Origin of the sequence: Acinetobacter sp. YH12070 (assembly GCF_013419625.1) — a bacterium.
Lineage (GTDB): Bacteria > Pseudomonadota > Gammaproteobacteria > Pseudomonadales > Moraxellaceae > Acinetobacter > Acinetobacter amyesii.
Genome location: NZ_VOZT01000020.1, coordinates 1 through 12,299, shown reverse-complemented (window position 1 = coordinate 12,299; position 12,299 = coordinate 1). Strand labels below are relative to the sequence as shown.

12 protein-coding genes are annotated in these 12,299 nt (G+C 40.2%); all 12 read left to right on the top strand.

Annotated features, from left to right (window positions below; genetic code table 11):
- The first annotated feature begins 214 nt into the window (after positions 1–214).
- The 12 genes from cyoA to alr all read left to right on the top strand — a co-directional run bounded on the left by cyoA (position 215) and on the right by alr (position 12,170).
- Positions 215–1,282 carry a ubiquinol oxidase subunit II gene (gene cyoA / locus FTU17_RS07825; RefSeq protein ID WP_078188579.1) on the top strand — a complete coding sequence of 356 codons (1,068 nt, stop codon included), beginning with the start codon at positions 215–217 and terminating at the stop codon, positions 1,280–1,282.
- Positions 1,283–1,285: 3 nt separating this feature from the next.
- Entirely contained in the window at positions 1,286–3,274 is a 1,989-nt protein-coding gene (cyoB, locus tag FTU17_RS07820; protein ID WP_067767311.1) for a cytochrome o ubiquinol oxidase subunit I, read from the top strand.
- A 4-nt stretch (positions 3,275–3,278) separates the two neighbouring features.
- Complete coding sequence (gene cyoC, locus FTU17_RS07815) at positions 3,279–3,899, top strand: cytochrome o ubiquinol oxidase subunit III (RefSeq protein ID WP_078188581.1); 621 nt, start codon at positions 3,279–3,281, stop codon at positions 3,897–3,899.
- On the top strand, positions 3,899–4,225 hold the full coding sequence (locus tag FTU17_RS07810; RefSeq protein ID WP_078188582.1) for a cytochrome o ubiquinol oxidase subunit IV: 327 nt from the start codon (positions 3,899–3,901) through the stop codon (positions 4,223–4,225). Before cyoC ends, FTU17_RS07810 begins: the two co-directional genes overlap by 1 nt.
- Before the next feature lie 10 nt (positions 4,226–4,235).
- The gene (gene cyoE / locus FTU17_RS07805) at positions 4,236–5,114 is read left to right on the top strand and encodes a heme o synthase (protein WP_180135055.1); all 879 of its coding nucleotides are present in this window, start codon (positions 4,236–4,238) and stop codon (positions 5,112–5,114) included.
- A 103-nt stretch (positions 5,115–5,217) separates the two neighbouring features.
- A complete protein-coding gene (locus FTU17_RS07800) occupies positions 5,218–7,332 on the top strand; it encodes a hypothetical protein (RefSeq protein ID WP_373684063.1) in 2,115 nt (704 codons plus the stop codon).
- 7 nt (positions 7,333–7,339) lie between these two features.
- A complete protein-coding gene (locus tag FTU17_RS07795) occupies positions 7,340–8,131 on the top strand; it encodes a DUF3142 domain-containing protein (protein WP_180135053.1) in 792 nt (263 codons plus the stop codon).
- Positions 8,132–8,288: 157 nt separating this feature from the next.
- A complete protein-coding gene (rpsF, locus tag FTU17_RS07790; protein WP_004696436.1) occupies positions 8,289–8,675 on the top strand; it encodes a 30S ribosomal protein S6 in 387 nt (128 codons plus the stop codon).
- A gap of 12 nt (positions 8,676–8,687) precedes the next feature.
- Complete coding sequence (gene rpsR, locus FTU17_RS07785) at positions 8,688–8,915, top strand: 30S ribosomal protein S18 (protein ID WP_004278792.1); 228 nt, start codon at positions 8,688–8,690, stop codon at positions 8,913–8,915.
- A 9-nt stretch (positions 8,916–8,924) separates the two neighbouring features.
- Positions 8,925–9,371, top strand: coding sequence for a 50S ribosomal protein L9 (rplI, locus tag FTU17_RS07780; protein WP_078188585.1), 447 nt, complete (start codon positions 8,925–8,927; stop codon positions 9,369–9,371).
- A 237-nt stretch (positions 9,372–9,608) separates the two neighbouring features.
- Positions 9,609–11,048 carry a replicative DNA helicase gene (gene dnaB / locus FTU17_RS07775; RefSeq protein WP_078188586.1) on the top strand — a complete coding sequence of 480 codons (1,440 nt, stop codon included), beginning with the start codon at positions 9,609–9,611 and terminating at the stop codon, positions 11,046–11,048.
- A gap of 48 nt (positions 11,049–11,096) precedes the next feature.
- The gene (alr, locus tag FTU17_RS07770; protein ID WP_180135052.1) at positions 11,097–12,170 is read left to right on the top strand and encodes an alanine racemase; all 1,074 of its coding nucleotides are present in this window, start codon (positions 11,097–11,099) and stop codon (positions 12,168–12,170) included.
- The last annotated feature ends 129 nt before the right edge of the window (positions 12,171–12,299 follow it).

The following is a 12,299-nucleotide window of genomic DNA, read 5'->3' as shown; positions in this document are numbered from 1 at the left end:
TCCTGACTAGCAAAATAGGGTTTTAATACAGTCATTTAAAGCATCTTTATGTATAGCTTAGTTTGCCGATATCAGGCATAATGCCCTACAACGTAGCGGTGTCGCATCATTGTGACTGTTTTTTCATGTCTGAAAAAATCACAATCATGCGACACTTTATTCGCTATCCCAAATTTTAAATTTAGGGAATGGGACTCTTCACCGAGGTTGTAAAATGAGACAAACAATTTTAGCTGTATTGTCTTTATCTGCGATCGCTGCACTCTTAACTGGGTGTGGTGGTGATATGGTACTTCTAAACTCAAAAGGTCCAGTTGCTGAAGGTCAATCAAACCTCATGCTTACTGCGATCTACCTAATGTTGTTGGTCGTTATTCCATCAGCACTTATGGCGTTATGGTTTGGTTGGAAATATCGCGCGTCAAATAAAGATGCAGACTATAAACCTACTTGGGCACACTCGACTGCAATTGAAGTTGTAGTTTGGGGTATTCCTGTCATTATTATTGGTATTTTAGCGGCATTAACATGGTGGGGCTCACACGAGTACGATCCATACAAACCATTAAAATCAGAAAAAGCACCATTAACAGTTCAAGTTATTGCTGAACAATTTAAATGGATCTTTATCTACCCGGAACAAGGCATCGCGACTGTAAACGAAATGCGTTTCCCAGAGAAAACTCCGGTATCGCTTCGTATTACATCTAACTTTACGATGAACTCATTCTTCATCCCTGCGTTAGGTGGTCAGATTTATGCAATGGCGGGTATGCAAACTCACCTGAACCTTTTAGCTGACGAACTTAGTCCTGCTGAAGGCTTCCGTGGTTTCTCATCTAACTACTCAGGTTACGGTTTCTCACAAATGCGCTTCCGCGCTCACTCTGTGACAGATACTCAGTTTGCTGAATGGGTTTCTGCTGTTAAAGCTGGTAATGGTACTTCAGTGAATCCACAAGCAGTTCAAAAAACTGTTTTAGACCAAGCTGAATTCCAAACTCTTAAAGACGGCGACCGCTCTAAACATCAGATCGAAGCTTTAGTTGCTAGAGCAACTACTCCTGAAGAAAAGGCTAAAGCTGAAGCAATGAAGCCTTACCCTACTAAGCCACATCCAGTGACTTATTACTCTTCAGTAGAACCTAAATTGTTCGAATCAGTGATCAATAAATACATGAGTAACTACCACGGTGCTGATCATACAGCTACTGTTGGACACGAAGCTGCTGCTTCTGAAGCTCATGCAGGCGTTGAACATGCGACTGTTGCAGGGGAATAAGACATGAGCTTATTAGGTAAGTTAGGACCAGATGCAATTCCACACGATCCAATCGTGTTGGTTACTGTTGCAATGATGATCCTTGGCGGTATCGCAGTTGTTGCTGGTATCACCTACTTTAAAAAATGGGGCTACTTGTGGAACGAATGGTTCACATCTGTAGACCATAAAAAAATTGGTATCATGTATATCCTCGTGTCAATTGTCATGCTTGTGCGTGGTTTTGCCGATGCGATTATGATGCGTCTTCAACTGTTCCTTGCAAAAGGTGGCGGTGAAGGTTACTTACACCCAGAACACTATGACCAGATCTTTACTGCCCATGGCGTAATCATGATCTTCTTCGTAGCAATGGGTCTAGTTGTTGGTTTAATGAACGTTGCTGTACCACTTCAAATTGGTGCACGTGACGTAGCATTTCCATTATTAAACTCTCTTAGCTTCTGGTTATTCGCCGGCGCTGCGGGCTTGATGATGGCTTCTCTTGCAATTGGTGAATTCGCTGCAACAGGTTGGATGGCTTACCCTCCACTTTCTGGCATCGAATACTCTCCAGGCGTAGGTGTAGACTACTATATTTGGGCACTTCAGGTTTCTGGTTTAGGTACGCTTCTTACTGGTGTTAACTTCTTCGTTACCATCATCAAAATGCGTGCGCCTGGCATGAAACTTATGGACATGCCTATTTTCACTTGGACTGCATTAGTTACTGTAGTGCTTATCGTTGCAACTTTCCCAGTTTTGACTGCGACTATTGCAATGCTTTCACTTGACCGTTACTTCGGCTTCCATTTCTTTACAAATGACATGGGTGGTAGCCCAATGTTGTATGTAAACTTGATTTGGACTTGGGGTCACCCGGAAGTTTACATCTTGGTATTACCAGCTTTTGGTATTTACTCAGAAGTTACTGCTGTGTTCTCACGCAAAGCGTTGTTCGGCTATAAATCAATGGTGTACGCAACTGTAGCAATTGGTGTTCTTTCACTAGTTGTATGGGTTCACCACTTCTTTACAATGGGTGCTGGTGCCAACGTTAACGCGTTTTTCGGTATCATGACCATGATCATTGCGATCCCTACTGGTGTGAAAATCTTCTCTTGGTTATTCACTATGTACAAGGGCCGCATCACCTATACAACTCCAATGCTTTGGACACTTGGCTTCCTTGTGACTTTCGGTATTGGTGGTTTAACAGGCGTATTAATGGCAGTTCCACCAGCGGACTTCTTAGTACACAACTCTTTATTCCTTATCGCTCACTTCCATAACGTAATTATTGGTGGTGTAGTGTTCGCGATGTTCGCGGGTATCATTTTCTACTGGCCAAAAATGTTTGGTTGGAAATTGAATGAAACTTGGGGTAAAGCAGCGTTCTGGTTCTGGTTCTTCGGTTTCTACTTTGCATTCATGCCACTTTATATCCTTGGTTTCATGGGTATGACTCGTCGTTTGAATACATATGACAACCCTGAATGGGATCCGTACTTAGCGATCGCTTTATTTGGTTCTGTATTGGTTGCTATCGGTATCTTCTGTTTTGTTATGCAAATCGTTGTTGGTTTCCTTCAACGCAAAGACAACATGGACGTTACTGGCGATATCTGGGATGGTCGTACTCTTGAGTGGGCTACTTCATCTCCTTCACCATTCTATAACTTTGCTTATCTTCCAAAGATCAATGGTATTGATACTTTCTGGACTGACAAAGAAAATGGTGTTGCTTACGCTAAGCCAACTACATACGAAGACATCCATATGCCTACAAACCGTGCGGCAGGTTTCGTAATTGCAATGTTTATTACAGTTATGGGCTTCGCATTAATCTGGCATATCTGGTGGTTAGTCGTTGTAACTTTCATTGCTTCAATTATCAGCTTCATCGTTTCTTCTTTCACTAAGAAAGTTGACTACTATGTTCCAGCTGCAGAAGTTGAACGTATTGAAAATGAACGCTACGCGCTTCTTGAAAAACATTTGAAGAAGGACTAAGACAATGGCTGAAGTACTTCATCACGACAACCACGGACATGACGAACATCATCATCACGATGATACTGACATCACTGTCTTTGGTTTCTGGACTTACTTGATGAGTGACTTGGTTCTTTTCGGGACACTCTTCATCGCGTTCGCTGTATTAAGTAGCCACGTTCCAGTGGGTACGCCAAGTGCACAAGAGCTGTTTGGTGAATCTTTAGGTTTCGTTTTAACTGAAACTTTCGCCCTTCTTATCTCTTCTGTAACTTTTGGTTTTGCTGTTCTTGCAGCATACAAGAAAAATGTTGGTCAAGTTTTAACTTGGTTAGCAGTTACTTGGGTATTTGGTGCAGCCTTCATTGGCATGGAGCTTTATGAGTTCAATCATTTAGTTCATGCTGGTCATGGCCCAAGCACAAGTGCGTTCTTATCTGCGTTCTTTACTTTAGTTGGTACGCACGGTATTCACGTAACTTCTGGTTTGGTATGGATGCTTGTGTTGATGTTCCAAATCAAGAAATATGGTTTGACACTTCCAAACACTCGTCGTCTTGCTTGCCTAAGCTTGTTCTGGCACTTCCTTGACATCGTTTGGATCTGCGTATTCAGCGTTGTTTACTTGATGGGAGTTATCTAATGAGTCACGATCATAACTCTGCTGGTGCAGCTCACGGTAACGTTAAACAATATACAATCGGTTTTATCCTTTCTGTTCTACTTACCGTAATTCCATTCGGTATGGTAATGGCGGGTGGTTTTAGCCGTGGTCTATTGGTTGCCGTAATCGCGATTACTGCGGTTGCTCAGGTTCTTATTCAGTTAGTTTACTTCCTGCATATGAACTCTTCTTCAGAGCAACGCTGGAACGTGATTGCATTTGTTTATACAATCCTCACAATTGCTATCCTTTTAGTAGGTTCTGTGTGGATTATGAACTACCTTCACTTCAACATGATGATCTAAACTGGTCGTCATGCTGAAAAAGTATTTATTCCTGACTAAACCAGGAATTCTCTTTGGTAACTTTGTTACCGCTTTGGGTGGCTACTTTGTAGCTGCCCAAAGTTCTGTAGATTTCCTTCTGTTGCTTCTTACCCTCTTAGGCACCCTCTTTGTGGTCGCTTCTGGATGTGTTGTCAATAACGTTATTGACCAAGACATCGACTCAAAAATGCAACGCACACAAAATCGTGCGATGGTTAAAAAATCAATCTCGATTCCTGTTGCTTTAGTTTTTGCTTTAGTTTTAGGTGTAATTGGTTTTAGCATTTTATGGTTCTGGGTAAATGCTTACGCTTTTCTTTTTGCTGTTATTGGTTTTGTCGTATACGTTGGTTTTTACAGCTTATGGACAAAACGAACAACAATTCATCAAACCATTATCGGCAGTCTTTCTGGCGCAGCGCCACCTGTAATCGGGTATACGGCTGTTGCAAACCAGTTTGATTTAGGTGCATTACTGATTTTTATTGGTTATGCATTTTGGCAAATGCCTCATTCTTGGGGAATTGCTGTTTATCGATTTGATGACTACAAAAATGCAGGAATTCCAATTTTACCTGTAGCACGTTCAATTTATCGTACCAAGGTTGAATCTTTGGTTTACGTGATTTTGTTCTGCATCACCATGAACGGTTTATACTTTTATGGTTATGCCAATTGGATTTATATGATTGTTCTGAATGCCTTAAGTCTGTATTGGATTTATTTAACCATTCAAGGATTCAAAGCTGAAGATGATCAAGTTTGGGCAAAACAATATTTCATGTTTTCAGTCAAATTGATCACAGTGATTAGTTTAATTTTTAGTTTTACTTCCACTGCCCCTCTAAAGCCAATTGTATTTTTTTAAAGAAGATAGAGTTTTACTCTATCTTTTTTATTTCTATATCTCTTCAATGTATCCCTGCAACTTGATAATATCGCAGCCACAATTATAAATTTATACCTGCGCTATGTCATACCAACAACAATTCATTCGCTCTTCATTTTTAACACTGTGTATACCTTTTACTCTTTTGTTTGGCTTACCAAGCCATGCAGGTGTAGACATGTCATGTGAACCCTCAACACAGGTTGATGGTCATCGCTATAATTCTTGTGACAATTTACCTGTACTTAGCCCTGCAAATGACAATCGAACTAATATTCTGCTTTTACTCAGTGATATGGGTTTGGCCAAAATTAATATCGAAGAATCAAATTCAACACTATGGATGACCAACTATAGTAAAGTTCCGTTTGAGTTTTCAAATATCATCGATCATAGTACCAATAAACTGCCAAACGCACGGAGTCAAATCACGAATCCACCCTTAATTTATAATGAGCATTGCATTAGTCTAAAATCTGGCGCGCAAGCATTTATTCAGCAAGTCAAAACAGATACAAAACTTTCAAATACAGAAAAAGATATATTAATCCGTGAACGTCAAAAAATTGCAGAATGCACGGACAAGCTGAATTTAATCACCGTGAATTCGAATTGGTCAGTACCTACACGTCAATATGCATCCTATCTAAACGCCACAATTTCTTTTTATAATGCTAACTTTTCCACAGCAACGAAGATTTATTCAGTACTCACCAGTGTTGATCAAGCATGGCTCAAAGAAACCTCTCAATATATGCTGATTCGAAGCTCTCTAGATGAAGCCTATCAAAGTGGTGTTCGTGAATATGGTGATCTTGACCATAACAAGCTCAATCAAAATTTGCTCTCTACTTTTTTTAATAACATTACCCAGTACTTTAAGCTCTATCCGCAAGGTCAATATGCTGCAAGTGCTCGTGGTTATTTGCGTCGTGGTTTTTGGCTGAGTGGCAAACATGATTTACTCATTAATGAATATGTATGGCAAATCAATAACCCTAAATCTCGTGTTTATAATTTAGAAATTCCCAATTTACCTTATGAAATAGATCGTCGTGTTTTTCAGTCAAAACATTTTCATGTCAAAAACCTGAAAGATCCATTTTTTCTTAGCATTTATGACCTTATGCATATGCGCGAAAAACAGTCTGATGATGACATTGTGATTTCGTGGGCTGAACTCAATGCACAAAAAAATTACTTTAAAGACCAACCTGAACTGTTCCACTATTTACAGGCCAATCATTTATTTTATGTGCAAAACAAAGCACAAGAAGCACTCAAATATCTGCCACAACAAGCACCGAGCAGCATCAATAGTTACCTACAATTGAGTCAGCTACTACTTAAAGGTCGTATTCTGGAAGCAAGTGGGCAAAATCAAGCTACTCAACAATATTGGGAAAACCTACTTTCCATCAGCAAAACCGCCGAACAACGAGGTTTGGCAGAACTCATGCTTTACCCTTATTATGCAAAGCTAAATAACGCTGCGCTTTTTGTCGGTAAACTCGCAAAAATCAAACAAGCTTCCCTTCAGAAAAGCTTTATTGAAAATATAGCGAATGAACGTAGTTTGATGTCGATCATTCAAGATCAAACAGCACAAACCGATCAGAAAAATTTAGCGATTAATACGATATTGCAAAAATCATTGATTCATCAAAACTACAATTTATTCAATCAAGCCTACGCACTTTTACCTAAAAATGCTGCGCAATATATTTATAACAATGAAAAATTCGAACACTATAAAAACCAACCCCCACTGGGCGATTTTGTATGGAAAGGTACAAAAATCAGTCATAGTTTACAATGCCCTGATTTATATACACTAACGCAAAAACTTGAAAAATCCCCTCAAGATTTAACGCTACGCTTGTGCCTAGGTGAATATATTCGTTCCGAACAAGGCTATAGCGTACATCATCAAACTTATGTCGAAAAAGACCAAACAAGTTTTCAAGGCACCCTCTTTACTCGTGGGCAGGTCTATAAAGACATTATGAAACAGAGTGCCGATCCTGAGTTAAAAGCCTATGCCCTATATCGTTCTATTATGTGTTATTCACCCAATGGTACGAATGATTGCCAAGATCAAGACGTAGTTCAATCAGTTAGAAAACAATGGTTTAATCAAATCAAACGTGACTATCCTGACACTTCTTGGGCTAAATCTCTAAAATATTATTGGTAAATAGCTTATGTGGCCATTGAGTAAGTTTGCAAAAACAATTTTTCTTTTGTTTATATCAGGCTTGGTTTTATGTACTGCTTGCTCACCGGCTCAATCTGAAAATTCATCTTTATTGAAAGCAGATGTAGATCCTTCACGGTATGTTGATGCACGGCAATATGCAAGTTTTTGGATTTGGGGCAATATTTCCAGTAGCCCCTACTTACAGCAAGCCTCAGAGCTCTATATTTTACAAGGTGAAATGAATTGGAATAAACCTTTAAAGCAATCCGAGTTTATCCCACAAGGTATTCAAGTCCTCCATAAACCACAGCAGAAAATTTGGATTGTAATCCGTAGCCATCATTTACAATGGTCAAATAGCAATATTCAGCAAATTTTGCAGCGGCTAAAACATTGGGAAAATAACGGCAATCAGATCCAAGGCTTACAAATCGATTTTGACGCCAAAACTAAAAACATTCATCAATATGCCTTATTCCTTGAAAATATACGAAAGCAACTACCTCAAAAATATCGTTTAAGCATTACTGGTTTAATGGATTGGACAAATATTCAAGATCAGCAAACGCTCAGTATATTGCGCCGCAATATTGATGAGATCGCCATTCAAACTTATCGTGGTAGTGCCACGATCGAGAATTACACGAGTTATCTGAATAAAGTTTCAAAATTGAAACTACCCTATAAAATAGGCCTCGTACAACATGGCCGTTGGCACGCACCTCAACATTTAATTAATGATCCTTATTTTAAAGGTTATGTGGTGTTTTTATTACGTACCGCTAATCGGCCTTAAACCATAAATAATTCAAGCATTTTAAATCCATGCCTTGTATTTCAAACCTAAACGCTCTAAAATTCACGCTTCGCAATTATTGCGACACAACTTTGGTTGTGACTCCTTGCTTCAATCAATTAATGATTGGGGCTGCCTAAACCGTAAGGAGCTGACAATGCGTCACTACGAAATCGTACTATTGGTACATCCAGACCAAAGCGATCAAGTTGTGGGTATGGTAGAACGTTACCTAACTCACATCAAAGAAGCTGAAGGTCAAATCCACCGTCTTGAAGACTGGGGTCGTCGTCAATTGGCTTACCCAATCAACAAGATCCACAAAGCTCACTACATTCTTATGAATGTTGAGTGTGGTCAAACTACTCTTGATGAGCTAGAAGAATTGTTCCGTTACAACGATGCAATCATTCGTAGCCTTATCATCCGTCGTGAAAACGCTATCACTGAAGAGTCACTATTGGCTAAGAGTGCTGAAGAAAAACGTGCGCGTAAAGCTCAACGTGAAGAAGCACAACAAGCTCAAGACTCTGCTGAAGCATAAGGAGAACATAACATGGCACGTTTTTACCGTCGTCGCAAGTTCTGCCGCTTTACAGCTGAGAACGTTACGTACATCGACTACAAAGATATCGACACTTTAAAACAGTACATCACTGAAAACGGCAAGATTGTTCCTAGCCGTATTACAGGTACTAAAGCTCGTTACCAACGTCAATTAGCGCTTGCTATCAAACAAGCTCGCTACTTGTCTTTGATCCCTTACACTGACAATCATAAGTGAGGTTGAGCTGTGGATATTATCTTATTACAACGCATTAAAAACCTTGGTAAATTAGGCGATAAAGTTTCAGTTAAAGCTGGTTACGGCCGTAACTTCCTTATCCCTCAAGGTAAAGCAGTTGCTGCTACTGAAGCTAACACTGCTGCATTTGAAGCTCGTCGTGCTGAACTTGAGAAACAAGAAGCTGAAGTATTAGCTGCTGCTCAAGCACGTGCTGACCAATTGAACGAAGTTAACATCGTAATCACTGCTAAAGCTGGTGACGAAGGTAAACTATTCGGTTCTATCGGTACTCGTGACATCGCTGACGCGTTAACTAATGCTGGTCTTGTTGTAGACCGCGCAGAAGTTCGTTTACCAAATGGTGCGCTTCGCAACACTGGTGAATTCAACATCGCAATCCAATTGCATCATGATGTTGTTGCAGAAGTTCTAGTTACTATCGTAGCTGAGTAATTTCTTGCAAAGAAAAGAGCATGCTTACGCATGCTCTTTTTTTATCTGTAAAAAATAGTGCTCCACTTTTTTACATTTTCAACTCTTCATTCAATTCAATGTGTGACGAATTAATCGGAAATACTTGTTCGCATTTCTGTAGAAAACGCCTATCATTTCAGTTCAATGAAGAGTTGAAAAAACTGTAATTAGCACCCATTTCCATCACATTAAATGGTTTCAGCATCAGGGATTTTTATGTCACAGGCGAATGCCAGCAAGCCAAACTCTACGCCAACAGCAAAAACCACAGAACAAAGTTCGTTGAAAGAGTTTCGTACCCCACCCCATAACCTAGCGATTGAACAAGCTGTGCTTGCCGCACTGATGACCGTTGCAGAATCATTTGAGCAAGTGGGTGATGTACTGACTGAAGCTGATTTTTATGCGACCCGTCATAAATATATTTTCCGTGCAATCGATCAACTGTCAAAAGATAGCTCACCTTATGATGCGGTATTGGTCAATGATTGGCTGATTAAACAAAACTTGCTCGATGCTGCAGGTGGCGAAGAATATCTGATGCAACTGATGTCAGATTCACCTTCAAGTTTCTATAACCTTGAAACTTATGCTGCTAAAATTAAAGAGTTTTCAACTTTACGCAGCATGATTAAAGTCAGCTCAGAAATTTTACAAAATGCCTATGACACCAAAGGTCGTACGGTTAGCGAAATTTTAGATCTGGCAGAAACCAATATTTTCTCGATTGCCGAGCAACACAACAATAACGCCAAAGCACAAGGCCCTAAAGCTATTAACTCTGTCGTTGCCAGTGTTTTTGATAAGTTGAATGAACTTTCACAAACTGAAGGTAGTATCACGGGTTTAACTACTGGATTTGTTGAACTTGATAATAAAACCTCAGGTATGCAAGCAGGCGATTTGATTATTGTAGCGGCTCGTCCATCGATGGGTAAAACTACTTTTGCCATGAACTTGGTTGAAAGCGTGCTGTTTAATAACAACCTGCCCGCTCTGGTTTATTCCATGGAGATGCCTGCAGACTCAATTGCCATGCGTTTGATATCCTCATTCGGTCGTGTACACCAAGGGCATTTACGTGCAGGTAAAATGGATGCTGATGAATGGTCAAAAGTCACCAGTACCATTGTGCATCTCCAAGAAAAGAATTTGTATATCGATGACTCATCTGCACTTCCTCCAACGGAAGTACGTGCCCGTGCGCGACGCATTGCAAAAATGCATGGCGGTAAACTCGGCTGTATCATGGTCGATTACTTGCAGCTTATGAAAGTACCCGGTATGGGCGATAACCGTGTTGGCGAGATCTCGGAAATTTCCCGAAGCTTAAAGGCACTGGCTAAAGAAATGCACTGCCCTGTAATTGCACTGTCTCAGTTGAACCGATCACTGGAAAACCGTCCTAATAAACGCCCAGTGATGTCCGACTTACGTGAATCAGGTGCAATCGAGCAGGATGCCGATTTGATCATGTTTATTTACCGCGACGAGGTTTATAACAAAGAGTCTAAAGAAGCAGGTACTGCAGAAATTATTATTGGTAAACAGCGTAACGGTCCAATTGGTACTGTGCGTCTTGCCTTCGAAGGTCAATACACCAAATTTAGTAACCTCTCCCCTGAGTTTTATGCTCAGTATGATGATGAAGAGTAAAGACTCTTTATCATCCATTAATTCATCGACCCTGTAGGAGTATTTAGGGTGCGCCAAGCTACAGTTTATATTGATCAACAAGCACTTCAATATAATTTAAACCGTGTCAAACAACTTGCCCCAACCGCTAAAATTGTAAGCATGGTGAAAGCCAATGCTTATGGACATGGAGTTAAAGACTGCTTAGCAGCCTTAAAAGACAGTGATGCCTTCGGTGTTGCCTGCCTAGAAGAAGCCTTAGAAATTCGCGAACTGGGTTATGAACAACCCATTACTTTAATTGAAGGCATTTTCTCAGATGATGAAATGCAAATTATCATCGATAAAAAAATTGAATGTGTGGTGCATCATCAGCAACAACTAGATTGGTTACGTGCACATAAGGATGCCTATATTGCTCAAGGTCTGAAAGTTTGGGTCAAACTCAACAGCGGTATGAACCGTTTAGGTTTTAAAGTGCCTGAAATTATTGATGTCATCAATGCTTTAAAGGCGGAAGGTTTTACTTGCGTACTGGCGATGCACTTTGCCAATGCAGACGCAGAAAATCATCCTTTAAATGACCAACAACGTGAACAATTCTTACACGTAAAAGAAGCTTGTGCGCCAATCATGGGTTCGTGCTGTAACTCGGCTGCGATTTTCAAATGGCCAGAACTGAATTTTGATTTTGTTCGCCCAGGCATCATGCTATATGGCGCGACACCTTTCTCAGACCGTTCTGTAGAAGCATTAGATCTTAAACCGGTGATGACCTTTACCGCTGAAGTGATTGCTTTAAATACCATTCAAGCTGGTGAATCTGTGGGTTATGGATCGACTTTCGTTGCAGAACAAGAAATGAATCTTGCGATTGTGTCGATTGGTTATGGTGACGGTTATCCACGTGCCTTCCCTAAACAAAACTATGTATCTATTCAAGGACAGAAAACACGTGTGATTGGTCGTGTTGCCATGGATATGATTGCGATTGATATCACTGGTATGAATGCACCAATAGGCACTGAAGTTGAGCTTTGGGGTAAAGACCGTTTAGTTGATGACGTTGCAGAAGCGAACGGAACCATTGGCTATGAATTATTATGCCGTATGAGCGCGCGCCCTGTACGTAAATTAGCTTAATTTGTCTTGTCCTGAAATAGATTGACAGTATTCCACTTCAAACCGAGTTAAGCAATTAGCTCGGTTTTAGTTTGCTCATACGTCTGATTCGGGGTGTTCATATTTAAACTTAAATGTGGTCTATAACAA

Excerpts from the sequence above, each read along its gene's own strand:
- cyoA (WP_078188579.1), top strand. The coding sequence starts at position 215 with ATGAGACAAACAATTTTAGCTGTATTGTCTTTATCTGCGATCGCTGCA.
- cyoB (WP_067767311.1), top strand. The coding sequence starts at position 1,286 with ATGAGCTTATTAGGTAAGTTAGGACCAGATGCAATTCCACACGATCCA.
- cyoC (WP_078188581.1), top strand. The coding sequence starts at position 3,279 with ATGGCTGAAGTACTTCATCACGACAACCACGGACATGACGAACATCAT.
- FTU17_RS07810 (WP_078188582.1), top strand. The coding sequence starts at position 3,899 with ATGAGTCACGATCATAACTCTGCTGGTGCAGCTCACGGTAACGTTAAA.
- cyoE (WP_180135055.1), top strand. The coding sequence starts at position 4,236 with ATGCTGAAAAAGTATTTATTCCTGACTAAACCAGGAATTCTCTTTGGT.
- FTU17_RS07800 (WP_373684063.1), top strand. The coding sequence starts at position 5,218 with ATGTCATACCAACAACAATTCATTCGCTCTTCATTTTTAACACTGTGT.
- FTU17_RS07795 (WP_180135053.1), top strand. The coding sequence starts at position 7,340 with ATGTGGCCATTGAGTAAGTTTGCAAAAACAATTTTTCTTTTGTTTATA.
- rpsF (WP_004696436.1), top strand. The coding sequence starts at position 8,289 with ATGCGTCACTACGAAATCGTACTATTGGTACATCCAGACCAAAGCGAT.
- rpsR (WP_004278792.1), top strand. The coding sequence starts at position 8,688 with ATGGCACGTTTTTACCGTCGTCGCAAGTTCTGCCGCTTTACAGCTGAG.
- dnaB (WP_078188586.1), top strand. The coding sequence starts at position 9,609 with ATGTCACAGGCGAATGCCAGCAAGCCAAACTCTACGCCAACAGCAAAA.